Consider the following 22,269-nt stretch of genomic DNA (forward strand, 5'->3'; position numbering starts at 1 on the left):
GGCCGGTCACCCCCCGTCGGCTCCGTGCTCCTCCGCCCAGGCCGCCAGGGAGCGGCCTTCCAAGGCGGCGGCCATCATGTCGGGGAAGTCGTCGGGGGAGCAGGCGAAGGCCGGGATGTCCAAGGCGGCCAGGGCCGCGGCGGCTCCGGGCTCGTAGGCGGGTGTCCCGTCGTCGGACAGCGCGGGCAGCACCACCACCCGCACGCCGGAGGCGCGGAGGGCGGCGAGCCGCCGCAGCATCGCCTCCGGCGGGCCCCCTTCGTGGAGGTCGGAGATCAGGACCAGGACCGTCTCGGCCGGGCGCATGATGAGCCGCTCGCAGTAGGCCAGGGCGCGGTCGATGTCGGTGCCGCCGCCGAGGGAGGCGCCGAAGAGGGCGTCCACCGGGTCGGCGAGCAGGTCGGTCAGGTCGGCCACGTCGGTGCCGAAGGCGATCAGGCGGGTGCGCAGTGTGCGCAGGGAGGCCAGGACCGACGCGAACACGCCCGCGTACACCGCGGAGGCGGCCATCGACCCGCTCTGGTCGACGGCGAGCAGCACGTCGCCGCGCACACCCGGGCCGCTCCGCGCCCGGCCCACGATCGAGGCGGGCACCAGCACGCCCTGTTCGGGCACGTAGTGGCGCAGGTTCCTGCGGATGGTGGCGTGCCAGTCGACGTCGGCGGCGGTGCGCGGGCGGCGCGTACGGGCCGAGCGGTCCAGCGCGCCGCGCAGGCGGGACCGCGTCCCGTCGGCCAGGCGCTCTTCGAGGTCCCGGGTGACCGTGCGGACCAGGGCCCGCGCGGGCGCGCGGGCCTCCTCGGGCAGGGAGTCGGCCAGCGCCAGGACCGCCGCCGCCAGGTGGACGTCGGGGCGGACCGCCTCGGTGAGCCCGGGGTCCAGCAGCATGCGCCGCAGGCCGAGGCGATCGAGCGCGTCGGCCTGCATGACGTGCACGGTCCGGGAGGGGAAGAGCTCGCGGACCTCGCCGAGCCAGCGGGCCACGCGCGGCGACGACTCGCCCAGTGTCGCCCCGCGCGGAGCGGCCCCGCCGGGGGCGGCGCCGGATCCGGTGTCGTAGAGGGCGCCCAGGGCGGAGTCGATCCGGGCGTCGCGCCCGGCGGGGCGTCCGCACGGGCCGTCGGCCGGGTCCCCCAGGACCAGGCGCCAACGCCGCAGCCGCTCGCCTTCCGCGGGGTCGGGGCCAGGGGTGTCGGCGTTCAAGGGCGTCGGGCTCATCGGGACCCCTCTCCCGTCAGCAGGAGGGTGACGGTGGCCATCGCGGCGGCCGCGCGCTCCATGTCGGTTTCGGAACCGTTCGGGGCCTCAGAGACCGGCGCCTCCGCTACCCGGCGGGCGATCCCCCGGCGCTCACCGGCGGCGAAGCCGCCGAAGGTGCGGCGCAGGAGCGGCAGCACCGCGACGAACGATGCGCCGTCCAGACCGCACAACCAGTCGTCGACGAGGTTCAGCAGTCCCTCGTCGTGGACGAGCAGCAGACCCTCGCCGCCGAGGAAGCCCGCGATCCAGGCCGCAGCGCGCTGAGGATCCGAGCCCCGCGAGACGGCACGGTCCAAGCGCCTGCGCAACCGCGCGTCGCTCAAACGGTCGGCGTCGCGCAGCAGCCGGTGCACCCGCCCCGCCACCAGGCCCGGCACCCCAGCGCGCGCGGAGATCCGCTGGAGGGTCTCCCACCAGGCCTGTTCGGAGGCGCCGCCCAGCAGCACGGCGGCCCGGTGCACGGCCTCCAGCGAAGCGCACATCCCCTCGGCCGCCTCCTCCGAGAGCCCGGACACGGCGGGACCGATCCCTGCGCACACCCGGTCCACCAGCAGGGCGGCCACCTGGCGGAGGGAGCCGCTTCCGGTGCCGCGAACGTCCCCGTAGCGGGCGGCCCGGGTCAGCGGAGGAAGCGACTCCATGAGGACCGCCGTGTCGGAGGCGTGCGCAGCGCGCGCAGAGGCGCGGCCGAGCACCGACTCCAGGGCGTCGCCCAGGCCCGCCTTCAGGCACCGCTCCGCCAGCGACGTCAGTTCGGTCAGATCGGCGTGCCGTGCGCGCTCTCGCGTGCGCGCGTCGGCGGCCGAAGCGACGTCCTCGCCCCAGACAGATGCCTCGACCACCGCCGCCTCCATCTCCGGACGCCACGCCAGGCTCCAGCGCTCATGGAAGGAGCCCAGTACCCGCACGGGATCGGCGACGGGAACGCCCCACTCCACGTCCAGCATGCGCAACCGGTGCAGAAGGGCGCTGCGCGCGCGGCCGGTGTCCTCGCGCAGGTCGAGGTCGACCTCGCGCGGCTCGGCCCGCGGAGGCAGACGCACCCGGCGCTGCTGCGCCTCCAAGTCGCGCTGGAGCGGCACTTTGGGGACCGACGGGGGCACGCCGCCCATCCGCTCTGCGGTCTCCATCCCCGAGCGGACGCGCTCCGCCTTGGCCGCCGCCCCTTCGCACAGAACCGACGCCACGGCCTCCGCGGCCTCCTCCAGGCCGGGCAGGGGGCGCCCCCGTAGCGACGCCAGCGCTTCGCAGAGCCGGACCCCTTCGATGACGTGAGCGGGGGAGACCTGCTCGCCCTCGGCCCGCAGCAGCCGGGCCGCCTCGGAGAGCCACCGCTCCACGGGACGGTCCGGGGCGGTGAACAGGTGGTGGTACCAGCCGGGGGCGCGCACCCCGGCGCCGTAGCCCGAGGCGGCGCCGAGGCGGCCGTGGCTCCAGGGGATCCACGTCGTCCGCACGCCCGTCCGGGGCAGCCCCCGCAGAAGGGCGGCGTCCTCGGCGGCCTTGGGGCGCTCCAGCAGCGCGGGGACGTGCCAGGCGCCGCACACGACGGCGATCCTGGCGTGCCCGGCCCGCAGGGCCGAGCGCAGCACGCGGCGCATGTGCGCCTCCCGGCGGGCCTCGTGCCGCGGCGGCGCACCCGGGGCCGTCCGGGCCCGGACCTCGGCCATGGCCTCGGCGATGGCCGCGAACGGGGACGCCGCGGCCCCGCCGGAGCGCTCGCGCCCCCGGTGCTCGACGGCGTCGTCCCACCACCGCTCGGGGTCGTCGTAGCCGGCCGCCGCCGCGAGCCCGGCCAGCGGATCGGAGGGGCGGCCGCCCCGTGCTCCCCTGGGGGAGGCGAGGGAGACCGCGGCCGGCAGGTCGCAGAAGCGCACGTCGCAGCCGTTCTCATGCGCGTAGAGGAGGGCCTGCCACTCGGGGGAGAAGGAGGCGAACGGCCAGAACGCCGACCGCGCCGGGCCGCCGCGCGCGCCGGTGGCGTGCGCGAGCAGCGCCACCGGCGGTTCGAGGCCGCCGACGAACGACAGGAGCGGGTCGGCGTCGGCGGGGCCCTCGACGAGCACCGCCCCGGGCGCGAACTCCTCGAGCTCGGCCCGCACCGCGCGCGCGGAGCCCGGCCCGTGGTGCCGCACCCCCAGGACACGGACCCTGCCGGAATCGGTGGTGTTCACGTCGCTCCCTCCCGTGCGTCCGCTGCTCCTTGTCAGTCGCCCACCTCCCGGCAGGCGCGGTAGAACTCGCGCCAGCCCTCGCGGTCGCGGGCGACCGTCTCCAGGTACTCCCGCCACACCACCCCGTCGGCCACCGGGTCCTGCACCACCGCGCCGTGCACGCCCGCGGCCACGTCGGCCGGGCGCAGTACCCCGTCGCCGAAGTGCGCCGCCAGCGCCATCCCCTGGGTCAGCACCGAGATGGCCTCGGCGGTGCTCAGGGGCGCCCCGGGGGAGGCCACCTCGGCCCGGCCGTCCTCGGTCGCGCCACGGCGCAGCTCCCGGAAGACCGTCACCACGCGGCGGATCTCCTGCATGCCCGAGGACACCTCCGGCAGGCCGAGCGAGCGGCCCAGCTCGTCCACCCGCCGGGCGACGATGTCCACCTCCTCCTCGGCGGTGGCCGGGGACGGCATCACCACCGTGTTGAATCGGCGCCGCAGCGCCCCCGAGGGGGCGTTCACCCCGCGGTCCCGGTCGTTGGCGGTGGCGATCAGGTTGAAGCCGCGCCGCGCCTGTACCTCCTCGCCCAGCTCGGGAACGGGAAGCGTCTTCTCCGACAGGATCGTGATCAGCGCGTCCTGCACCTCTGAGGGGATGCGGGTGAGCTCCTCCACGCGCGCGATCCGCCCCTCGGCCATGGCCGTCATGACCGGGCCGGGCACCAGCGCGCGCCGGGACGGGCCCTCGGAGAGCAGGCGCGCATAGTCCCACCCGTAGCGCACGGCGTCCTCGGAGGTGCCCGCCGTGCCCTGCACCAGCAGTGTGGAGTCGCCCGAGACCGCGGCGGCAAGGTGCTCGGCCAGCCACGTCTTGGCGGTTCCGGGGGCGCCGACCAGCAGGAGTGCGCGGTCGGTGGCCAGCGTCGCCACGGCGACCTCCACCACCCGCCGGTCCCCGATGTACTTGGGGGAGACCAGGGTGCCGTCGTCGAGCCCGCCCCCGAGGACATAGGTCACCACCGCCCAGGGCGACAGCCGCCAGCCGGGCGGCCGGACCCGGTCGTCCGCCCGCGCCAGCGCGGCGAGCTCGTCGGCGTGGCGCTGCTCGGCGTGCGGGCGCAGCACGTCGGCGGGCGGCCCGGCTTCGGAAGGGGTCACTGGAGCTCCTCGTGGATCCGGAGGCGGAGGCGCAGGACGGCCTCCATGTCGGCCAGGGCGGCGGCGGTGCGCGGGTGGTCGCCGGGGCGGGGCCGGCGCGGGCGGGCCCCGGCCCCGGGCGGCATGCGCCGGGCCGCCACCCGGCACAGCTCGGGCAGGTACGCCTCGCCCGCCCCGTCGGCGGCGGTGTCGATCGCCCGTGCCGCGGCCGCGGCGAGCTCCTCGCTCCAGGGGCCGGGCACGTGGTCGAGCACCGGGAGCGCGGAGGGCGCACCGGCGTCGCCGACGGCCCGCACCGCCCAGGCGCACCGCCGTTCGGCGGGCAGCAGCGCGAGCAGGGCCGGGCCGCGGCTGCCGTGCACCGAGCGGCCGTGCAGCAGGCGCTCCATGACCGGGCCCGCCAGGGCGTCGGCCCACTCCCGGTCGCGCTGAACGACGGCCGCGTTGGCCAGGGCGTCGAGCAGGTCCCAGTCGCGGGCGGAGGAGGCGGCCCGGACGACCTCCGCCCGGTCGTCGCCGAGGTGGCCGGTCCAGGTGCGCAGCGGGGCGTGGGCGACCAGGGTCCACAGCCACTCGCGCCGGAGGTCCGCGGAGGCGGGGACGCCCGAGGACGGACGGGGGCGCAGGCCCAGGGCGGCGCCCAGCGCGCGGTCTGCGGGGTCGGGCAGGCGCACGGACGGGCGGCCGTCCGGGCCGGGGCGGACGTGGGCGCGGACCCGGCGGGCGAGCGCGTCGCCGCGTTCGGAGCGGGGCAGCCGCGCCAGCAGGGCCGAGGCGAGCGCGCGCACGCCGGGCGAGGGGGCGCGCAGTGCCCTGGACAGGAAGTCCTCGTCGGCGGGGGACAGGTGTTCCTCCAGGGAGATGAGGAGGCGGCGCCTCCCCGCGTCGTCCTCGTGCGCCCAGCGCTCCGGGGAGGTGTCCGGGCGCCCGTCGGAGGGGTGGAGGCCGGCAAGCCAGGACCAGTCGGCCGACAGGGAGGCGAGCCACCGGCCGCGCTCGCCGGAGGCCGCGGCGATCGCGGTCCGGAGCGCGCGGTGGCGGGAGCCCGCCTCCAAGAGGCCGGGCAGAAGGGAGGGCGGGACCAGCGCAGCGCGCGCGCGGGCGAGGTCCAGCCATTCGGCGATCAGCTCGGTGTCGTCGCGCTCCAGGAAGTCGTCCAGGACCTCGCCCGCCGCCCGAGGGACCCAGGGGGCCGACTCGGCGGGCGCCGGCGGCAGCGGTTCGGTGTCCGGGGCGCGGAGGGGGCGCACCCCGGCGCGGTCGCGGACGACCGCGAGGGCGGCCCGGTCGAGCAGGTCGAGCGCCGGGTGCCCGGCAGTGCCCTCACCGCCCGGTACCCCGGCGCGCGAGGTCCCGACGAGCGCCGCGGCGACGAGGGCGTCCCAGGGCACCGAGGGGACCGAAGGCGCCGGCGGCTCCGGAGGAGAGGAGGGAGGAGGGGAGGGGGCCAACGGATGCCTTTCGAGGGTGGGGGTGGTCCACTCCGGGGTGCACGGCCCCGGGGACCGCGCACGCGGCTCGGCGGGGACAGGTGACCGGTCGCGGGCGGCGCGAGGGAAGACCACGCCGCCCGCGACCGGGCGGACTCCCCGGGACGGCCGCGCCGTCCCGGGGAGGGCTCATAACAGGACCGGCGGGTCCGCGGGGTTCGGCGGCCAGACGGTCAGGGGGTGCAGCCCGTCGGGCGTCCACTCCGCGGCGGCGGTGACGGGGGCGCCGCCGCCGACCGCGAGCAGCCGCCATGGCGGCGAGGCGGCCGCCGCCACCGGGAGCGCGGCCCCGTCCGCCCCGGCCAGGCCCCACCCCCCGGACCGGTCCCGGACGGGGCGCACCCCCTCCAGGACCACCGGCCAGGCCTCCAGCCACGGGTCCTCCGCCAGCGCCCGGGACCAGGACCGGAGCGCCTCGTGCGCGCCGCCGCCCGTCGGTGCGGGCAGCAGGGGCGCCGGGGCGCGGCCGGGCACCCCGGTGAACACGGCGCGGTGCTCGGCGGAGCGGAAGGACAGGTCCGCCTCGACGACGGTGCCCGGGGGCGCCGGAGCCTCCGGCGCGCGCCCCTCGGCGGCGAACGACAGCAGGAGCGCGATCCGCCCGCTCGACGTCCCGCGCAGCCACGTGCGGCGCCCGGACAGGCGGTCCGCGGCGAAGTCGCGCCGCCCCAGCACCTGCCAGGCGTCCCGGACCGGGGCCGACACCGGGCCCGGCCCGAGCCCCGCGCGGGCCGCGACCGTGGCGCGCAGCCCCGGCGGCAGGCCGTCGCGGTTGCGGTGGCCGGCGGCGAGCAGGCGCAGCAGCGCCGCCCCGGCCAGCAGGCGCGAGGGCCAGTCGGGGGAGGCCGGAGACCCCGCGGACCCGGCCGCCCCCGCCAGCGCGCGCACCCGCCGGGCCGCCCGTCCCGCCTGGGCGTCCACCAGCCGGGCCGCCATGCCGTCCCAGTGCGCGTATCCGGCCGTGCGCGCGCCGGCCAGGCCCGCCTCGACCTGGTCCCGCAGCCACAGCTCCAGGTCGGCCAGGCCGGAGGCGACCCGGTCGGCGCGGCGGTGCGCGCGCTGCTCGGCCGCCCGCAGGGCGGCGGCGCGCCGCTCGGGCCAGCGCACCACCCACGGCGGCGGGGCGCCTCCGCAGGCCCGGCCCCGGCCCCACAGCACGAGCAGGGCCAGGGCGTGCAAACACAGGCGCCGCCGGACCGGGCACCCGCACCGGTGGACCGGCCCGCCCCCGTCCGGCAGGCGCACGGCGACGCGCAGGGGCCGGGCGGGCTCCCCGGCGTACTCGCCCCACACGGTGGTCCCGGCACCGGGCCCGTCCTGCCCGGCGCCGTCCGGCCAGTCCTGCCGTGCCGCGCCCAGCACCGGCCAGCGGCCGTCGCCGGCCATCGCGAGGACCTCCGGCGGGGCGGAGCCGCCGGGGAGCAGGCCCCGGACGTCGTCGGCGCTCCACTGTGTGCTCACACCCGCAATCTACGGGCCGGGTACGACATTTCCCGGCCTGCCGGCGCGGCGGGCGAAAACCCTCCGCGCCCGGGGCGGGCGCCTTAGGGTGTCGGGATCACGAGGTGAGGCCCGGCCGGTCCGTGTCTGTAGAGATACGGTGGGTGAGCGGGGTCAGGGCGAGGTCGGAGGGTGTGTGCTGTGACCGGGGGAGACACAGAGCGCAGGGAGATGCTCAGGCTGCTCGTGGGCCCGTGGATCGGCAAGGCGGTCGCCGCGGCCGCCGAGCTGGGGATCGCCGACGGACTCGCCGACGGGCCGCGCACGGGGGCCGAGCTGGCGGCCGAGCTCCGTGTCCGGCAGCAGCCGCTCGAACGCCTGCTGCGGCTGCTGGCCGCCGTCGGACTGGTGGACGACGACGCGGGCCGGTTCCGGCTGACCGCCACCGGCGAGCTGCTCAGCGCCTCCCACCCCGCCTCCATGAGGGAACAGGCGCTCCTGTACGACTCGCACTACTTCCGCGAGGCCTGGGACCGCCTCGCCGACGGGGTCCGCACCGGGGAGCAGCCCTTCGTCTCCGCCTTCGGGGAGGACGTCTTCTCCTTCATCGCCGCCCGTCCTGAGGAGGCGCTGCGCTTCTCCTCGGGCATGGCCGCCGGCGCCGGCTACGCCGAGGCGCTCGCATCGGCCTTCGACTTCTCCGGGGTGTCGAAGGTGGCCGACGTCGGCGGCGGCGACGGCGCCGTCCTCGAGGCCGTCCTGAGCCGGCACGAACACGTGATCGGCGTTCTCGTCGACCTGCCCGCCTCCATGGAGCCCGCGCGGGAACGGCTTCTCCCGTTCATCGCGGAAGGGCGCTGCTCGGTCGTCGAAGGCGATTTCCTCGAACGCGTTCCCGCGGCCGACGTCCATATCCTCAGCCGCATCCTGCACAACTGGGACGACGATTCCGCGCGGCGCATTCTCGCCAACTGCCGCGCCGCCATGCCCGCCGGGGACGGCCGGGTGCTCATCGCCGAACGCGTGCTCCCGGACAGCGGGCACCCCTGGCTGTCGCTGGCGTTCGATCTGCACATGATGGTGATGACGGGAGGCGCGGAACGCACGGGATCCCGGTACGAGGCGGTCCTCGAGCAGGCCGGCCTGCGCACCGTCGGCGAATCCGAGATGCCGTTGGAGATGCGCCTGCTGGAGGCGGCGCCGGTGAGCGGCCGGAACCCCTGATTCCGGCCGGCCGCATGGTGAGGAGAACATGCCGGGGGCGAAAGCGCCTCGACGTCGAGGCACGCCGCGGATTTCCGAGAAAACCCCCTCAAGGCGCCAAAGGGGCGATACGATCTTGTGCACGGGGGTGATCGTGAAGTTACGCGGGGGCGCGACTGAGAGGCGGCGCGGCGTGCACGGAGGACCTATGGAGCGCTTCCCCTGCGGAAGCGCCGCAGTGGTGCCGGTGCGGGGCGAGATCGACATCGCCACCGCGGACCGGATGCGCGATGACATCCTGCACGCGGCCGCGGTCGGCGAATGCGACTTCGTCGTGGTCGACCTGTCCCGGGTGACGTTCTTCGACGCCAGCGCCGTGCGGGCGGTCCTCTCCACGCACAGGGCCCTGACCGCCCAGGGGCGGCACATGGTCCTGGCCGAGCCCACCCCGCAGGTCCAGCGCACCCTGGACGCCCTCAAGGTGGACGAGCTCCTGGACGTCTACCCGATCGTGGAGATGGCGCTCGCGCACGTGCCCGGCCGCCAGGGCCGGGTTCCCGGCCCCGGCCGCGACTAGCGCGCCGTCAGATCCGGACCGCGCGCGTCACCAGCGTCGAGTGCGAGTCCGACAGGACCCACGGGCCCACGTCCCCGGGCGGCGCGGAGCGGCCCGGAAGCCCCTCGAGCCCGTGCGTGCGGTCGGTGACCCGCACCTCCACCTCCTCCTCGGTGTCGAAGCGCATCCGGAGCTCCACCCCCTCCTCCGGGACCGCCGACAGGGACAGGTGGAGCCCTTGGCCCTCCGACGCCCCGCGCTGGACCTCGGCCGTCCGCTCCGGCAGGCCCGGATAGGCGATCACCAGCTCCTCGGGGGCGCGCTCCAGGTCCACGCGCAGGTCGCCCGCGCCCCGCGACCCCGTCCTCCGGCGTCGGCCGCACCTCGGCGACGGGGGCGGCCAGATCGGCGGCCACGGCCTCCAGGTGGACGGCGGCGCGCTCGGCGCTGAACGCGTCCTCGGGGGCCGAGTCCGGGACGGGGGAGGGCGGGCCGGAGGCCCACACGGCGCCCCCGACGGCGGCGAGGAGGGCGGCGGCCGCGGCGGGCGCGCCGATCCGCGGGCGTGGAGGGGCGGCGACGGCGTCCATGGGGGTCTCCCTTCGCGCCGCAGGCTACCGGGGGCCGGCGGCGCGCACGTCCCCGCCCCGGGGCCGCCGTGCTAGTCGATCCGCCCCATGTCGCGGAAGATCTTCACTGTGTCGTGGAAGCGGGAGCTGCTCAGGTTGTTGTACACGCGCAGCGCGTCGTAGATGCCGAAGGCGAGGTCGGGCTCAGGGCGGTAGGTGCCGACGTCGATGACGAGGCACCGGTAGCGGTCGGTCGAGCGCTCCTGCACGACGAGGTTGCCCAGGCGCAGGAAGGCCGCCACCTCGTCGGTGTAGCCGAGCTCCTCGGACCGGTGCAGCCGCTCCTCGCAGACGGCGTTGTCCAGCTCCTCGGAGAAGGAGTCGGGGTCGCCGTCGCTGAACTTGATCAGCTCCTGGGCCATGAGGTCGTCGACGGTGACCGAGTCGATGGCCTCCAGGATCTCCGGCATGCGGAGCAGGGCGGTGTCCACGTCGGCCAGGGCCGCGCGGACGCGGGCGGAACTGACCTGGGAGCGGCGTCCGGGATCGGTGTCGAAGGGGTGCTGGCGCCAAGTGCCGTGGGGCGGGTTCCCGACGTCGAACGTCTTGAGAGCGCGTCTGTACTCGTTCGCCGCCTCGGTGACCGCGCGGCGGGCCCGACCGCGCTCACGGTGGAGCATGCGCAGATCCTCTCTAATCCAGCGTTCGCTCCACCTTAAAACGCAGGACTTCTTTTCAGGGGAGGATTGCGGAGAACGAAAGGGGGCCTTCAGGCGTCATTCGCATCAGGCATCGGAGCCGGCGCCGGCGAGGGCCGCCACGGCGGCGCGCGCCAGGCCGCGGGCCTGGGCCGGGCTGAGCTCTTCGCGGATGACGGCCAGGCGCCAGTACACCGGGCCCAGGATCAGGTCGAGGGCGAGTTCGGGGTCGGTGCCCTCCGGCAGCTCCCCCCGGCCCACGGCGTTGCGGATGACGACGGTGGCGATCCCGCGCTGGGTGCGCTGGAGCGCCTCTTCGAGCGTGGCGGCGATCTCCGGGCCGCGGGCGGCCTCGGCCAGCAGGTCGGGCACGATCTGCCGGGCGAGCGGGTGGCGCAGGGCCTGGGCGGCGGTGGTGATCAGCTCGTGCACGTCGCCGTGCAGGGAGCCGGTGTCGGGGACGGGGGTCACCTGCCCGGCGGCCTCGGAGACCACGTCCAGGACCATCTCCAGCTTGGACTTCCAGCGCCGGTAGACGGCGGTCTTGCCGACCCCCGCGCGCTTGGCGACGGCCTCGATGGACAGCCGGCCGTAGCCCACCGAGGCGAGCTCGGAGAAGACGGCGGCCCGGATGGCGCGGGTCACGTCCTCCTGGAGGACCGCGGCGCCGGCCGGGGCGCGCCGGGGGGCGGGAGATTCGGGTTCGGCCATGCCGAAAGCCTAACGCAGGGTCGCGACGAAACGGTTGCGTTCTGTCGTACGGTCGCCTACGCTCTCCAGGCGGCGCAACGGTCCCGCCCCGGAAGGGCGGCCGCCGCCCTGCCGTCCACCGCGGATCCCGATCGAAAGCGAGCCGAGCGTGAGCAGTTCCCCGTCCCCCGCACGGGCGGCGGATCCGGCGGACGCGGACCCGACCGCGGAGGCCGCCGGCCTCGCGGAGCTGGCCGCGCGCCACGGACTGGCCCCCAGCGGCAAGCGGCCCCCCTTCGGCCGGTACCTCAAGCAGCTGTGGCACCACCGGCACTTCATCGACACCTTCGCCCGCGCGCGGGCCAGCGCCAAGTACAGCAGGGCCAACCTCGGCCGGCTGTGGGAGGTCGGCACGCCGCTGCTGAACGCGGCCGTGTACTACCTGATCTTCGGCCTGCTTCTGCAGACCGACCGCGGGGTCGAGGACTTCATCCCCTTCCTGGTGACCGGGGTCTTCGTGTTCACCTTCACCCAGCAGACCGTTCTGTCCGGGGTGCGGGCGGTCTCGGGCAACCTCGGCCTGATCCGCGCACTGCACTTCCCGCGCGCCGCGCTGCCGATCGCGCTGGCGCTCGTGCAGATGCGCCAGATGCTGGTGACGATGGGGGTCCTGTTCGTCATCGTGGTGGCCACCGGGCAGCTCCCGCAGTGGAACTGGTTCCTCGTGGTCCCCGTCCTGCTTCTGCAGTCGCTCTTCAACACCGGGCTGTCGCTGGTCTTCGCCCGCGCCGGCGCCAAGGTGAGCGACCTGGCCCAGCTGATGCCGTTCGTGCTGCGGACCTGGATGTACGCCTCGGGTGTCATGTACTCGATCGAGGTCATGGCCGCCGGCGCCCCGGCGCCGGTGCGGTTCGTGCTCGACGTCAACCCGGCGGCGATCTTCATCGATCTGATGCGCTTCTCACTGATCGACAGCTTCACGGCCTCGCAGCTGCCTCCCTACGCTTGGTGGGTGGCCGCGGCCTGGGCGCTGGCGGCGCTCGTCGGCGGGTTCGTCTACTTCTGGAAGGCGGAGGAGAGCTATGGCCGCGACTGATCAGGCCACGGCGACCGCGCAGGCCGCGGCGACGGCCGAGGCGAGGTCCGACCCCGCGGGCGTCCCCTCCGACCTCGGAGAGCCGACGGTGATCGCCGACGGGCTGCACGTGGTCTACCGGGTGCGCGGCGCCGCAGGGCGCTCGGGCGGCGGCGGGCCGGCGGCCCTGATGCGGGCACTGACCCGCCGCAAGGGGAGCGGCGGCGCGCGCAGGGTCCACGCCGTCAAGGGTGTGAGCTTCGTCGCCCGCAGGGGAGAGGCGATCGGCGTCATCGGCTCCAACGGATCGGGCAAGTCGACCCTGCTCCGGGCGGTCGCCGGGTTGATCCCGCCGGAGAGCGGCCAGGTGTACACCAACGGCCAGCCGTCGCTGCTGGGGGTCAACGCGGCCTTGATGAACGACCTTCCCGGGGAGCGCAACGTCGTCCTGGGGTGCCTGGCGATGGGCATGACGCCCGCCGAGGTGCGGGAGCGCTACGACGACATCGTCGAGTTCTCGGGGATCAACGACAAGGGCGACTTCATCTCCCTGCCGATGCGCACCTACTCCTCGGGCATGGCGGCCCGTCTGAGGTTCGCCATCGCCGCGGCGCGCGACCACGACGTGCTGATGATCGACGAGGCGCTGGCGACGGGCGACCGCGCCTTCCGCAAGCGCTCGGAGAAGCGGATCAAGGAGCTGCGGGAGAAGGCCGGAACGGTGTTCCTGGTCAGCCACAGCAACAAGACGATCCGCGACACCTGCGACCGCGCGCTCTGGATGGAGCGGGGTGAACTGGTGATGGACGGCCCGGCGTCCGAGGTCGTCGACGCTTACGAGGCGGACAACGCCGACTGAAGGGCGACTGAGGCGGGCCCCGGGGCGGCGCTCACGCCCTCCCGTCGGGGCCTTCCAAGGACTCGACCGCCTCGGCCAGACGGCGCATCGCCTCCAGGGTCCGTGCCAGCTCCTCCGCGCCCACGGCGTCGGCGGGCTTCGCCGCGAACGCGGCGTGCCCGGGAAGGAAAGGGCTGCTGCGCGGCCCCCTCGCCTGCCGCGCAGCAGCCCGGCTCCAGGCGTCGATTTCAGGCGTCGATGCCCAGGCGGCGCAGGGTGGTCTGGATGTCGGCCAGGTAGGGCCGCCGTGTCAGCGGGCGGCCGCTCGGGTCGGCCAGGGTGTAGAGCTGCCCGACGGGCGTGGGGCGGCGCGTCAGTCGCAGGCCGTAGACGGCGGCCTTGTTCGCGACACGGGCGATGGCGGCCTGGTACTCCGAGTCCGCGGCCAGTGGGATATCGTCCATTCGTCTCGCCTCTCTGGTTTGTCCGGGTGAGACCACGCCCCGGGGCCGGTGGTGCGGTCGCCGGGGCCTTTTCTGCGATTACCGTGTCATCGCGAACCGGTGAGATCCATGTATCGCTTTGAGCGCCTTGATCTCTCCGTAGAGGGCGGTTGCGCGCGATGAGTGGATGGTAAAAGCAGATCCATGGTGGTAAACCGACTCACCGCGATGGAGAGGTTCGGTGCCGAGGTGCGTCGGACCCGTGTCAGTGCAGGGATCTCACAGCAGGAGCTGGCTGCGGCCGTTCTCGCTTCCCAGAGCACGGTCAGCGATTTCGAATGCGGAAAGAAACGACCGAAAAGGGATTTTGCGGTCGAAATCGACCGTGTGCTTACCGCTGAGGGGCGGTTGGTCACCGCATGGGACCACGCTTTCAAGGCCTATGAACCGCCGGAGTGGTTCCGAGAGCTTCCGCTTCTGGAGCGTCGGGCGCTGGAGATCCAGGAGTACCATCCATTGCTCGTGCCGGGCCTGGTCCAGACCGAGGACTACGCTCGGGCCTCCATCGAGGCCGGAGACAGGAGGGCGCCCCGGTCCTATGTCGGCCGCAAGGTCCAGGAGCGCGTCGAGAGGCAGGCCATCCTCCAAGGGGAGGAGGCCCCCTTCCTCAGCGTCGTCCTGGACGAGTCGGTATTGCGCAGACGAGTCGGAAGCCCTGCGACAATGAAGGGGCAGCTTGATCATCTGCGGGCCATCGCCTCGTGGGAGCAGGCGGAGGTGCTGGTGGTGCCCGCCGCGACCTTGAACCATCCGGGCTTGGAGGGGGGCTTCAAACTCGTCCGCCTCCCCGAGTCGAACCTGGTGCTCTACCAGGAGACCCGCTCCGGCGGCGGTGTGGTCGTCGACCAGGAACTCGTCGATGAGCACATGGCGCTGATGGCGGATCTGAGGGGAGTGGCACTGCCCCCCGAGCAGTCGCTCGCCCTCATGGAACAGGTGCAAGGAGAGATCGAATGATCAGCGAGACGGGTTGGCGCAAGTCGAGTTTCAGCAAGGGGGACACGAACTGCGTCGAGTCCCGCTTGGCCGTGCAGCGCGTCCACGTCCGCGACAGCAGGAACCCCGGCCTCGGTCACCTGGCGTTCCCGTGCGCCGAATGGCAGGCGTTCCTGAGAGGGCTGGAGGAGCGCACCGGGTAGGCGCGCTGCGGCCGCCGGCCCTCACGGTGTCCGGCGGCCGGCGCCCAGCCGGTTGCCCAGTGCCCTGCGGAACTCGCGGTCCAGCTTCTCCCCCGACTCGCCCCGGGCCGTGTACACCACCTCGCTGCCGTCCTTGAACCGCACGGTGGCCACCACGTCGCCCTGGCCGTCGTAGGTGATGCTCCCCGACGCCAGCTCGGCGAACGGCACGCGCTGGTACGCGGCCCGCGAGCGCCACTTGGGGCGGCGCTCCTCGTCGGGCCAGCGCCCCTTCCACCATGCGGACGCCCGTCGCCGGAGCCGGGGGAAGGGCAGCAGGAACAGCCACACGGCCGCCCACACCGCCAGCAGTCCCAGCAGCAGCCCCACCAGCAAAGAGCCCAGCAGCTCGCCGACGATCTCGCCGCCCTGGTGGTAGAGGAGCCCCGCGACCAGGTACAGCAGGGCGGCGACCAGCACCGCGATGACGGCTGTGCGCAGCCGCTCGTCGACGGCCGACGGGTCGAGGGCGAGCGCCGCCGCGATCGAGGCGGCCAGGAGCACGCCGGCGGTGAACATCGGCCAGGCGGAGAAGACGCGGTTGAAGAACCGCACGGCCGGGCGCGGATCGGCACGGTAGCCCGTCGCCTCGAACCGCAGGGCGCGCCGTCCGCCGGGGCGCGCGCGGACGCCTTCGATCACGGTCATCCCGTCGACTCCCGAGTCGTCGGTACATGCGCGGTGTGTCGGTCGGGGCATGATTCTTCCATGTCAGGGCGGTCGTGCCGGTGTGTCCCCCCTTGCCGCAATCGGTCAGGGCGGGGGTGCCACCGCGTCCAGCCCTAGGACGGGCGCCAGTCGCCGCCGGTGCCATTCGGGCGTGCCGAACAGCAGCGCCGATCCGTGCGCGCGCTTGAAGTGCCGCTGGGCGTCGTGCTCCCATGTCACCCCGATGCCCCCGTGCAGTTGGATCGCCTCCCCGGCGATGGCCCGGTAGGCCTCCGAGCAGGCCGCCTTGGCCGCCGAGGCGTCGATCCACGCCTCAGGGGAGCCGTCGTCCAGCGCGAACGCGGCCGCATAGGACAGCGAACGGGCGCTCTCCAAAGCCACGTACATGTCGGCCAAGCGGTGCTTGACCGCCTGGAACGAGCCGATCGGCCGCCCGAACTGCTCCCGTGTCCCCGCGTAGGCGACCGTCATCTCCACGCAGCGCGCCGCGCCCCCGACCTGTTCGGCAGAGAGTGCCGTGCACGCCGCTGTCAGGACGTCCCACAGGATGCGTTCTCCGCTGAGGGAGAGGGCGTGCGCCGGAGCGCCGTCGAGGACGGTGTCGGCCTGGGGCCGGGTCAGGTCCACGGGGACGTGCTCGGCCACCGATACGCCCTCGGCCCGCGGGTCGACTGCGAAGACCGCGGGGCCGTCCGCGGTCGACGCCGCGACGACGAGGAGGTCGGCGTCTCCGGCCCCCAGGACGTGCCGCTTGCGGCCGGTGACCCTCCAAGGGCCCTCCCCGGCCCCCGGGCGGGACGTGTTCGCGGGCTCTGCGCGCGCGGTGAGGCCGGTCGGGTCGAAGCCGCCGTCCTCGGCCCACGCCAGCGCCGCCGTGGCCGTCCCCTCCGCCAGGCGGCCGAGCCAGGCGTCCCGGAGAGGCGACGGGCCGCACTGCACGAGCGCCTGCCCGGCCAGGACCGACGAGGACAGGAACGGGGTCTCCGCCAGCGCACGTCCCAGCTCCTCCATGACCACGTGCACTTCCAGCGGACCGAACCCCCCGCCGCCGAGGTGCTCGGGCACCGCCAGTCCGGACGCCCCCACCTGCTCGGCCAGGGGCCGCCATGCCGCCGCGCCGCGATGGCGGGCCAACAGGCGCCGCACCGTGTCGCGCAGCTCGGCGTGCTCGGCGCGCAAACGCATCTCGGCCTCCCGGGCACACGGCCCTCGATCACCTACCAATCGTTTGCTAGGTTAGCCGTGTGCGCCGCCGCGGACCAGAGGGGGCCCATGACCGCCGAAGCCGACCCGGTCGCCGGGTTCCGCCGCGAGATCCGCGCCTGGCTGGAGGAGAACCTCGCCGGCGCCTTCGCCGACGCCCGCGGGACGGGCGGCCCCGGCCGCGACCACGAGGCCTTCGCGCTGCGCCGCTCCTGGGAGCGGCGGATGGCCGCCGCCGGGTGGACCTGCATCGGCTGGCCGGCCGAGCACGGCGGGCGCGGCGCCACCATCGGGCAGCAGGTCGCCTTCCACGAGGAGTACGCTCTGGCCGACGCCCCGGCGCGGGTCGGCCACATCGGCGAGGAACTCCTCGGCCCCACCCTCATCGCCCTGGGCACCCCCGGGCAGCGGCACCGCTTCCTGCCGCCCATCAGGCGCGGAGAGGAACTGTGGTGCCAGGGCTATTCGGAGCCGGGGGCCGGGTCCGACCTGGCGGCGGTCTCCACCCGGGCCGAACGGCGCGAGGGGCCCGGCGGCCCCCACTGGCGCGTCCACGGCCAGAAGGTGTGGACCTCCCACGCGCGCGAGGCCGACTGGTGCTTCGTCCTGGCCCGGACCGACCCGGGATCGACGCGCAGGGACGGGCTCGGCTTCCTGCTCGTCCCGCTCCGCCAGGACGGCGTGGAGGTGCGGCCCATCACCCAGCTCACCGGGACATCGGAGTTCAACGAGGTCTTCTTCGACGGTGCGCGCGCCGAGCCCGACCACATCGTCGGCGAACCGGGGGAGGGGTGGCGCGTCGCCATGGCCACCCTGGGCTTCGAACGCGGCGTCTCCACGCTCGGACGGCAGGTCGGCTACGAGCGGGAGCTGCGCGCGCTGGCCGAGCGGGCCCGGACGAACGGGGCGGCGCGCGACCCCCTCCTACGCGACCGCCTCACACGCGCGTGGATCGATGTGCGCGCCATGCGCGCCACCGCGCTGCGCACCATGGCGGGGCTGGCCGACGGCGTCCCGGGGCCCGAGGCGTCGATCTCCAAGATCCACTGGGCGCGGTGGCACCGGCGCCTCGGCGAGCTGGCCATGGAGGTGGCCGGCCCCGGAGGCGCGCTCGCCTCCGGGCCGCCCTACGAGCTGGACCGCTGGCAGCGGCTCTTCCTCTTCTCCAGGGCCGACACCATCTACGCCGGCACCGACGAGGTGCAGCGCGACATCATCGCCGAACGCGTCCTCGGTCTGCCCCGGGACCGCCGCTCATGAGGGGAGGCCCCTACGCTTCCCCGTCCCCGGCCAGCCCGAACTCCTGTTTCACCCGCTTCTTGAGCAGCTTGCCCGCCGCGTTGCGCGGCAGCTCCCGGGTGACGATGCGCATGTGCGCGGGGATCTTGAAGGCGGCCAGCTTCGGCTCCAGGTAGGCGCGCAGCTCCTCCTCGGTCAGCTCCGTTCCCGGGAGCAGGCCGACCACCGCCGCCACCTCCTCGCCCAGGACCTCGTGCGGCACGCCCACCACGGCGACCTCGCCCACCGCCGGGTGCTCGTGCACCGCGGCCTCGACCTCGGCGCAGTACACGTTCTCCCCGCCGCGGATGATCAGGTCCTTGGCGCGGTCGACGATGGAGAGGAAGCCCTCCTCGTCCAGGCGCCCCAGGTCGCCGGTGTGCAGCCAGCCGTCCTTGAACGTCTCCGCGGTCTCCTTCGGGCGGTTCCAGTACCCGTGCACGATGCCCGGCCCGCTGATCAGGACCTCGCCGACCTCCCCCGGAGGCAGCTCCGTACCGTCCGGCCCCACGACCTTGATGTCGACCACCGCCACCGGCAGGCCCGCGCTGTCCGGCCGCAGCAGGTAGTCGCTGCCGCCGTTGACCGTGGCGATCGCCGAGGACTCGGTCAGTCCGTAGCCCTGCCCCAGCATCAGCTCGTGCAGCCCGGACCGGGCCCGCGAGACCAGGGCGGGCGCCGCCGGGGCGCCGCCGCTGGAGAGCACCAGCAGGCTCGTCAGGTCGTACTCGTCGAGCCGGGGGCAGGCCAGCATCTGCGCGATCATCGACGGCACGGCGGTGATCGCGGTGACCCGCTCGCGCTCGATCAGGCGGAGCGCCTCCTCGGGGTCCCACTTGTACATCAGCACCAGCGCCCCGCCCTTGGCCAGCGCCGGGTACATCACCGACTGGGCGCCCGTGGTGTGGAACAGCGGGACCGTGCACAGCACGGTGGCCGCCCCGACCGCGTCCAGGAAGGCCTGGGCGTCGGGCATGTCCAGGCCCAGCCGCATCAGCGAGCGGATGCGCGCGTAGTCGGCCGAGATCTGGTTGGAGATCATGTTCCGGTGCGAGCCCACCGCCCCCTTGGGGCGCCCGGTCGTGCCGGAGGTGTAGAAGATGTTCGCCGGGTCGTCGGGGTGCAGCTCGGCCGCGGGGGGTTCGGCGTCCGGCTCCACCGCGCCCAGCACCTCCGGCCACGGGCGCGCCCCCTCCGGCAGCGCCCCCTGCGCGCGCACCGCGATCACCGGCAGGCCCAGGCGCGCGGGGGCCCCGCCCAGCTCCGCGATGCGCTCGCCGTCGGCGACCAGCAGCCGGGCCCCGCTGTCGGTGAGCCCGAACTCCAGCTCCTCGCGCCTCCACCAGGCGTTGAGCGGGACCAGGATCGCGCCGATCGAGGCGGCCGCGTAGTAGGCGATCACCCATTCGGGGTAGTTGCGCAGCGCCAGGGCCACCCGGTCGCCCTTGCCCACGCCGTACTCCTCGGCCATCCGCCGCGCCATGGTGGCGGCGTGCCGGTAGAACTCGGCGTGGGTCAGCCGCTCGTCCCCGTAGACCAGGGCGGGCGCGTCGCCGAAGGCCTTCCCCGCCTCCAGGGCGTCCCGCAGGGTCGGCACGGCGTTCTTCCACACCCGCGTGGGGACCCCGGCGACGTCGGCGATCTCGATCTCGTAGGGGCTGCCCGCATGGAGCAGGCGGGCGGTCACGGCGCCGATCGCGCGCACCGGTCGCTGGACGGGGGGTTCGGTCATGCGCACACTCCCTAGGGTCGGGCCCCGCCCGGGGCAGGGCGGGGAGGGAACCGCGGTCGCCCCGCCCCGGGTCAGGGGGCGAAGCGGACGAGGGACCTGCCCCCGCGCCCCTGCCGCATGCGCAGGAAGGCGTCGGGCAGGCCGTCGAGGCCGATCTCGTCGGTGACCATCGAGGCCAGGTCGAGCGAGCCGTCGCGGACGAGCCCGGCCAGCAGGGGCACGTCGCGGGCCGGGTCGGAGGAGCCGTAGACGCAGCCGCGCAGGGTGCGGGCGAAGTGGAAGAGCTCCAGGGCGCTGAAGGACACCCGGTCGTCCTTGGAGCCCACGCCCACGACGGTGGTCGTGCCGCCGCGCCGGGTCATGCTCCAGGCGCTGCGCACCGCGGCGGAGGAGCCGACCACCTCGAAGGCGTGGTCGACGCCCCGGCCCTCGGTCAGGCCGCGCACCTCCTTGGCGGCGGCGTCCCCGGCGGTGACGAAGTGGGTGGCGCCCAGCGCGCGGGCGAGCTCCTCCTTGGCGGTGGACACGTCGACGGCGATGAGCGGGTCGGCCCCGGCGCTGCGGGCGGCCTGCAGGGCGGCCAGTCCGACGCCTCCCAGGCCGATCACGGCGGCCGACTGGCCCGGGCGCACGTCGGCGGAGTTGGCGACCGCGCCCCACCCGGTCAGCACGGCGCAGCCCAGCAGCGCGGCGGCGGCGGGGTCGACCCCGTCGGGCAGGGGGACCAGGGCGTTCTCGGGGACGATCGTCGCCTCGGCGAAGGCGGCGGTGCCCAGCCCGGCGTGCACGGGGGTGCCGTCGGGAAGGGAGGCGTAGGGCGTGCGCGCCGCGTCCCCTGAGCGCTCGCAGAGGTAGGGCTCGTCATTGGTGCAGAACCAGCAGGTGCGGCAGGCGGGGGCCCAGTTCAGCACCGCCTGGTCGCCTGGGGCGGCGGCGGTGACGCCTTCCCCGACGGCCTCGACCGTGCCCGCCCCCTCGTGCCCGAGCACGGCCGGCATGGTCTGGGGGAGCGTGCCGTTGGACAGGGAGAGGTCGGAGTGGCAGACCCCCGCCGCGGCCAGCCGGACCCGTACCTGGCCCGGACCCGGGTCGGGGAGGACCACCCGCTCGATGGCGGGGGGTTCACCGACGGAGGTGAACAGGGCGGCCCGGACGGTGGTGCTCATGTGGTGTCTCCCGCGCGTGCGTGGCGTGGGGCACGGGGAGGGGCCGCGCCCCGGGTGTGCGCGAGCCTACAAGACCGACCGGTCGGTTCACCAGGGTGGGCGGTGCGGCGGGTGGTGCCGTCCGGCCCGCACGCGCCGGACGGCGGCGCCCCGCAGGGGCGCCGCCGCCGGTCAGAGGCAGGGGAAGGGGGACGGGGTCAGGTGGTGGTCAGGGACAGGCCCCACTGGCTGAGGATCGGGTTCACCGGCTGGAAGAAGGTGGTCCCGCCCCAGGAGCAGTTGCCCGAGCCGCCCGAGGTCACGCCCTGGGCCTGGTTGCCGCTCAGCCACGAGCCGCCGGAGTCGCCGGGCTCGGCGCAGGCGGTGGTGCGGGTCAGGCCGCGGACGGTGCCCTGCGGGTAGTTGACGGTCTGGTTCTTGGCCTGGATGGTGCCGCAGTGCCAGCCGGTGGTCGAGCCCGAGCGGCACACCGAGGCGCCGACGGAGGCCTCGTTGCTGCCGCGCACGGCCACGCGGCCGCCGCGGTAGTTGTTCACGTAGGGGCTGGGGGTCCAGCCGGAGTTGGCGCGCACATAGCCCATGTCGCGGCCGGGGAAGACCGAGCCGGCCACGCGGCCCGACTCGCCGGCCGATCCGCTCACGGAGGTGCCGGTGCTGCCGCAGTGCCCGGCGGTGACGAAGCCGCCGCGCACCGAGAAGCCGATCGAGCAGCGGCTGTTGCCCGGGTAGTAGGCGTCGCCGCCGACGATGGCGCCGAAGGTCTCGGGCTGGGCGTCGGCCTTCTCGACCACCACGGGGGCCGAGTCCAGGCCGGCGTCGGCGATGAGGTCCTCGGCCGCGTCCTCGGAGCCCTCCAGGGCCTCGACGACGACGGTGTTGGACTCCAGGTCCACGTGCCAGCCGGTGACCTCCTCCGACACACCGTCCTCGGACGCGGCGTCCAGGTCGGCCATGGCGGCGTCGAGCTCGTCCTGGCTCGCCTCGACCACGCGCGTCTCGGCGCCGGTGGCCTCGACCGCCTCAACGGCGGAGGGGTCGGCGACCGAGACGGTCAGCTCGTGGGTCTCGGTGTCGAAGACCGCGCCGGCGAACGCCTCGCCGGCGGCCTTCTCGGCCTCCTTCTCGAGGGAGCGGGCGCTCTCCTCGGCCGTGAGCAGTTCGTCGGCCTGGCCGGAGGCCACGCCGAGGTCGCGCTCGATCGCCTCGGCGAGCGGCTCGGTGCCCTCAGGGAAGGCGTCGGCCTGCGCGCCGGCGGGGGCGGCGGCGATCAGGCCCAGGGCCAGGGCCGATCCGCCGAGGATGCGAATACAGGGGGATTTCCGCACGTTCCTTACTCCTTGCGGTGGGGAGAATCGAACGGGTCGAGCGGTTCGGACGCCGCCGCTGGCGGCCGGAGCCGCAACGGCGG

General features: G+C 75.0%; 21 protein-coding genes. 7 read left to right on the forward strand and 14 right to left on the reverse strand.

Features of this window, described 5'->3' with window-relative positions:
* Positions 1 to 6 precede the first annotated feature (6 nt).
* The 5 genes from C892_RS0100340 to C892_RS28300 all read right to left on the reverse strand — a co-directional run bounded on the left by C892_RS0100340 (position 7) and on the right by C892_RS28300 (position 7,524).
* Positions 7 to 1,218, reverse strand: a complete 1,212-nt coding sequence (locus C892_RS0100340; protein ID WP_193374727.1) for a VWA domain-containing protein — start codon at positions 1,216 to 1,218, stop codon at positions 7 to 9.
* Complete coding sequence (locus tag C892_RS0100345) at positions 1,215 to 3,434, reverse strand: DUF5682 family protein (protein ID WP_017555529.1); 2,220 nt, start codon at positions 3,432 to 3,434, stop codon at positions 1,215 to 1,217. The genes C892_RS0100340 and C892_RS0100345 overlap by 4 nt, the downstream gene beginning before the upstream one ends.
* Before the next feature lie 32 nt (positions 3,435 to 3,466).
* The gene (locus C892_RS0100350) at positions 3,467 to 4,573 is read right to left on the reverse strand and encodes an ATP-binding protein (protein WP_017555530.1); all 1,107 of its coding nucleotides are present in this window, start codon (positions 4,571 to 4,573) and stop codon (positions 3,467 to 3,469) included.
* Positions 4,570 to 5,964: a DUF5691 domain-containing protein gene (locus tag C892_RS0100355; RefSeq protein ID WP_017555531.1), complete on the reverse strand. Its 1,395-nt coding sequence runs from the start codon at positions 5,962 to 5,964 to the stop codon at positions 4,570 to 4,572. The genes C892_RS0100350 and C892_RS0100355 overlap by 4 nt, the downstream gene beginning before the upstream one ends.
* Positions 5,965 to 6,192: 228 nt before the next feature.
* Positions 6,193 to 7,524: an SWIM zinc finger family protein gene (locus C892_RS28300; RefSeq protein WP_017555532.1), complete on the reverse strand. Its 1,332-nt coding sequence runs from the start codon at positions 7,522 to 7,524 to the stop codon at positions 6,193 to 6,195.
* Positions 7,525 to 7,734: 210 nt separating this feature from the next.
* Between C892_RS28300 and C892_RS0100365 the strand changes: the two genes are divergently transcribed.
* Together C892_RS0100365 and C892_RS0100370 are read left to right on the forward strand one after the other, a co-directional pair.
* The gene (locus C892_RS0100365) at positions 7,735 to 8,727 is read left to right on the forward strand and encodes a methyltransferase (RefSeq protein WP_017555533.1); all 993 of its coding nucleotides are present in this window, start codon (positions 7,735 to 7,737) and stop codon (positions 8,725 to 8,727) included.
* A gap of 187 nt (positions 8,728 to 8,914) precedes the next feature.
* A complete protein-coding gene (locus tag C892_RS0100370; protein ID WP_017555534.1) occupies positions 8,915 to 9,283 on the forward strand; it encodes an STAS domain-containing protein in 369 nt (122 codons plus the stop codon).
* A gap of 7 nt (positions 9,284 to 9,290) precedes the next feature.
* Here C892_RS0100370 and C892_RS0100375 read toward each other — a convergent pair whose 3' ends face one another.
* From C892_RS0100375 to C892_RS0100385, 3 genes are all read right to left on the reverse strand, one after another.
* Complete coding sequence (locus C892_RS0100375) at positions 9,291 to 9,596, reverse strand: hypothetical protein (protein ID WP_017555535.1); 306 nt, start codon at positions 9,594 to 9,596, stop codon at positions 9,291 to 9,293.
* A 327-nt stretch (positions 9,597 to 9,923) separates the two neighbouring features.
* On the reverse strand, positions 9,924 to 10,511 hold the full coding sequence (locus tag C892_RS0100380; RefSeq protein WP_017555536.1) for a hypothetical protein: 588 nt from the start codon (positions 10,509 to 10,511) through the stop codon (positions 9,924 to 9,926).
* A 105-nt stretch (positions 10,512 to 10,616) separates the two neighbouring features.
* Entirely contained in the window at positions 10,617 to 11,240 is a 624-nt protein-coding gene (locus C892_RS0100385; protein ID WP_017537311.1) for a TetR/AcrR family transcriptional regulator, read from the reverse strand.
* 148 nt (positions 11,241 to 11,388) lie between these two features.
* Here C892_RS0100385 and C892_RS0100390 point away from each other — a divergent pair, with 148 nt between their 5' ends.
* Together C892_RS0100390 and C892_RS0100395 are read left to right on the forward strand one after the other, a co-directional pair.
* Positions 11,389 to 12,315 (forward strand): ABC transporter permease, encoded by a 927-nt coding sequence (locus C892_RS0100390; protein WP_017555537.1) that lies wholly within the window; start codon positions 11,389 to 11,391, stop codon positions 12,313 to 12,315.
* Positions 12,302 to 13,153: an ABC transporter ATP-binding protein gene (locus C892_RS0100395; protein WP_017537313.1), complete on the forward strand. Its 852-nt coding sequence runs from the start codon at positions 12,302 to 12,304 to the stop codon at positions 13,151 to 13,153. Before C892_RS0100390 ends, C892_RS0100395 begins: the two co-directional genes overlap by 14 nt.
* A 227-nt stretch (positions 13,154 to 13,380) precedes the next feature.
* Here C892_RS0100395 and C892_RS0100405 read toward each other — a convergent pair whose 3' ends face one another.
* Positions 13,381 to 13,596 (reverse strand): hypothetical protein, encoded by a 216-nt coding sequence (locus tag C892_RS0100405; RefSeq protein WP_017555539.1) that lies wholly within the window; start codon positions 13,594 to 13,596, stop codon positions 13,381 to 13,383.
* 183 nt (positions 13,597 to 13,779) lie between these two features.
* On the opposite strand from C892_RS0100405, the gene C892_RS0100410 reads away from it, so the two are divergent.
* Positions 13,780 to 14,592 carry a helix-turn-helix domain-containing protein gene (locus C892_RS0100410; RefSeq protein ID WP_017555540.1) on the forward strand — a complete coding sequence of 271 codons (813 nt, stop codon included), beginning with the start codon at positions 13,780 to 13,782 and terminating at the stop codon, positions 14,590 to 14,592.
* The gene (locus C892_RS0100415; protein ID WP_017537318.1) at positions 14,589 to 14,774 is read left to right on the forward strand and encodes a DUF397 domain-containing protein; all 186 of its coding nucleotides are present in this window, start codon (positions 14,589 to 14,591) and stop codon (positions 14,772 to 14,774) included. Before C892_RS0100410 ends, C892_RS0100415 begins: the two co-directional genes overlap by 4 nt.
* Before the next feature lie 21 nt (positions 14,775 to 14,795).
* Here the strand turns inward: C892_RS0100415 and C892_RS0100420 are convergent, their stop codons facing one another.
* Positions 14,796 to 15,461, reverse strand: coding sequence for a hypothetical protein (locus tag C892_RS0100420; RefSeq protein WP_017555541.1), 666 nt, complete (start codon positions 15,459 to 15,461; stop codon positions 14,796 to 14,798).
* Between the two features lie 105 nt (positions 15,462 to 15,566).
* Positions 15,567 to 16,667, reverse strand: coding sequence for an acyl-CoA dehydrogenase family protein (locus C892_RS0100425; protein ID WP_040685202.1), 1,101 nt, complete (start codon positions 16,665 to 16,667; stop codon positions 15,567 to 15,569).
* 87 nt (positions 16,668 to 16,754) lie between these two features.
* On the opposite strand from C892_RS0100425, the gene C892_RS0100430 reads away from it, so the two are divergent.
* Complete coding sequence (locus tag C892_RS0100430) at positions 16,755 to 17,945, forward strand: acyl-CoA dehydrogenase family protein (RefSeq protein WP_017555543.1); 1,191 nt, start codon at positions 16,755 to 16,757, stop codon at positions 17,943 to 17,945.
* A gap of 10 nt (positions 17,946 to 17,955) precedes the next feature.
* Here the strand turns inward: C892_RS0100430 and C892_RS0100435 are convergent, their stop codons facing one another.
* The 3 genes from C892_RS0100435 to C892_RS0100445 form a co-directional block, all read right to left on the reverse strand.
* The gene (locus C892_RS0100435; protein ID WP_017555544.1) at positions 17,956 to 19,695 is read right to left on the reverse strand and encodes a class I adenylate-forming enzyme family protein; all 1,740 of its coding nucleotides are present in this window, start codon (positions 19,693 to 19,695) and stop codon (positions 17,956 to 17,958) included.
* 71 nt (positions 19,696 to 19,766) lie between these two features.
* The gene (locus C892_RS0100440; RefSeq protein WP_017555545.1) at positions 19,767 to 20,861 is read right to left on the reverse strand and encodes a Zn-dependent alcohol dehydrogenase; all 1,095 of its coding nucleotides are present in this window, start codon (positions 20,859 to 20,861) and stop codon (positions 19,767 to 19,769) included.
* 197 nt (positions 20,862 to 21,058) lie between these two features.
* Complete coding sequence (locus C892_RS0100445) at positions 21,059 to 22,186, reverse strand: S1 family peptidase (RefSeq protein WP_017555546.1); 1,128 nt, start codon at positions 22,184 to 22,186, stop codon at positions 21,059 to 21,061.
* Between the last annotated feature and the right edge of the window lie 83 nt (positions 22,187 to 22,269).

The sequence above is a fragment of the Nocardiopsis baichengensis YIM 90130 genome (assembly GCF_000341205.1).
GTDB classification, from domain to species: domain Bacteria; phylum Actinomycetota; class Actinomycetes; order Streptosporangiales; family Streptosporangiaceae; genus Nocardiopsis_A; species Nocardiopsis_A halophila.

Coding starts and splice junctions, on each gene's coding strand:
- C892_RS0100340 (WP_193374727.1), bottom strand. CDS start 1,218: ATGAGCCCGACGCCCTTGAACGCCGACACCCCTGGCCCCGACCCCGCG.
- C892_RS0100365 (WP_017555533.1), top strand. CDS start 7,735: ATGCTCAGGCTGCTCGTGGGCCCGTGGATCGGCAAGGCGGTCGCCGCG.
- C892_RS0100370 (WP_017555534.1), top strand. CDS start 8,915: ATGGAGCGCTTCCCCTGCGGAAGCGCCGCAGTGGTGCCGGTGCGGGGC.
- C892_RS0100380 (WP_017555536.1), bottom strand. CDS start 10,511: ATGCTCCACCGTGAGCGCGGTCGGGCCCGCCGCGCGGTCACCGAGGCG.
- C892_RS0100385 (WP_017537311.1), bottom strand. CDS start 11,240: ATGGCCGAACCCGAATCTCCCGCCCCCCGGCGCGCCCCGGCCGGCGCC.
- C892_RS0100395 (WP_017537313.1), top strand. CDS start 12,302: ATGGCCGCGACTGATCAGGCCACGGCGACCGCGCAGGCCGCGGCGACG.
- C892_RS0100405 (WP_017555539.1), bottom strand. CDS start 13,596: ATGGACGATATCCCACTGGCCGCGGACTCGGAGTACCAGGCCGCCATC.
- C892_RS0100410 (WP_017555540.1), top strand. CDS start 13,780: ATGGTGGTAAACCGACTCACCGCGATGGAGAGGTTCGGTGCCGAGGTG.
- C892_RS0100415 (WP_017537318.1), top strand. CDS start 14,589: ATGATCAGCGAGACGGGTTGGCGCAAGTCGAGTTTCAGCAAGGGGGAC.
- C892_RS0100420 (WP_017555541.1), bottom strand. CDS start 15,461: ATGACCGTGATCGAAGGCGTCCGCGCGCGCCCCGGCGGACGGCGCGCC.
- C892_RS0100425 (WP_040685202.1), bottom strand. CDS start 16,667: ATGCGTTTGCGCGCCGAGCACGCCGAGCTGCGCGACACGGTGCGGCGC.
- C892_RS0100430 (WP_017555543.1), top strand. CDS start 16,755: ATGACCGCCGAAGCCGACCCGGTCGCCGGGTTCCGCCGCGAGATCCGC.
- C892_RS0100435 (WP_017555544.1), bottom strand. CDS start 19,695: ATGACCGAACCCCCCGTCCAGCGACCGGTGCGCGCGATCGGCGCCGTG.
- C892_RS0100440 (WP_017555545.1), bottom strand. CDS start 20,861: ATGAGCACCACCGTCCGGGCCGCCCTGTTCACCTCCGTCGGTGAACCC.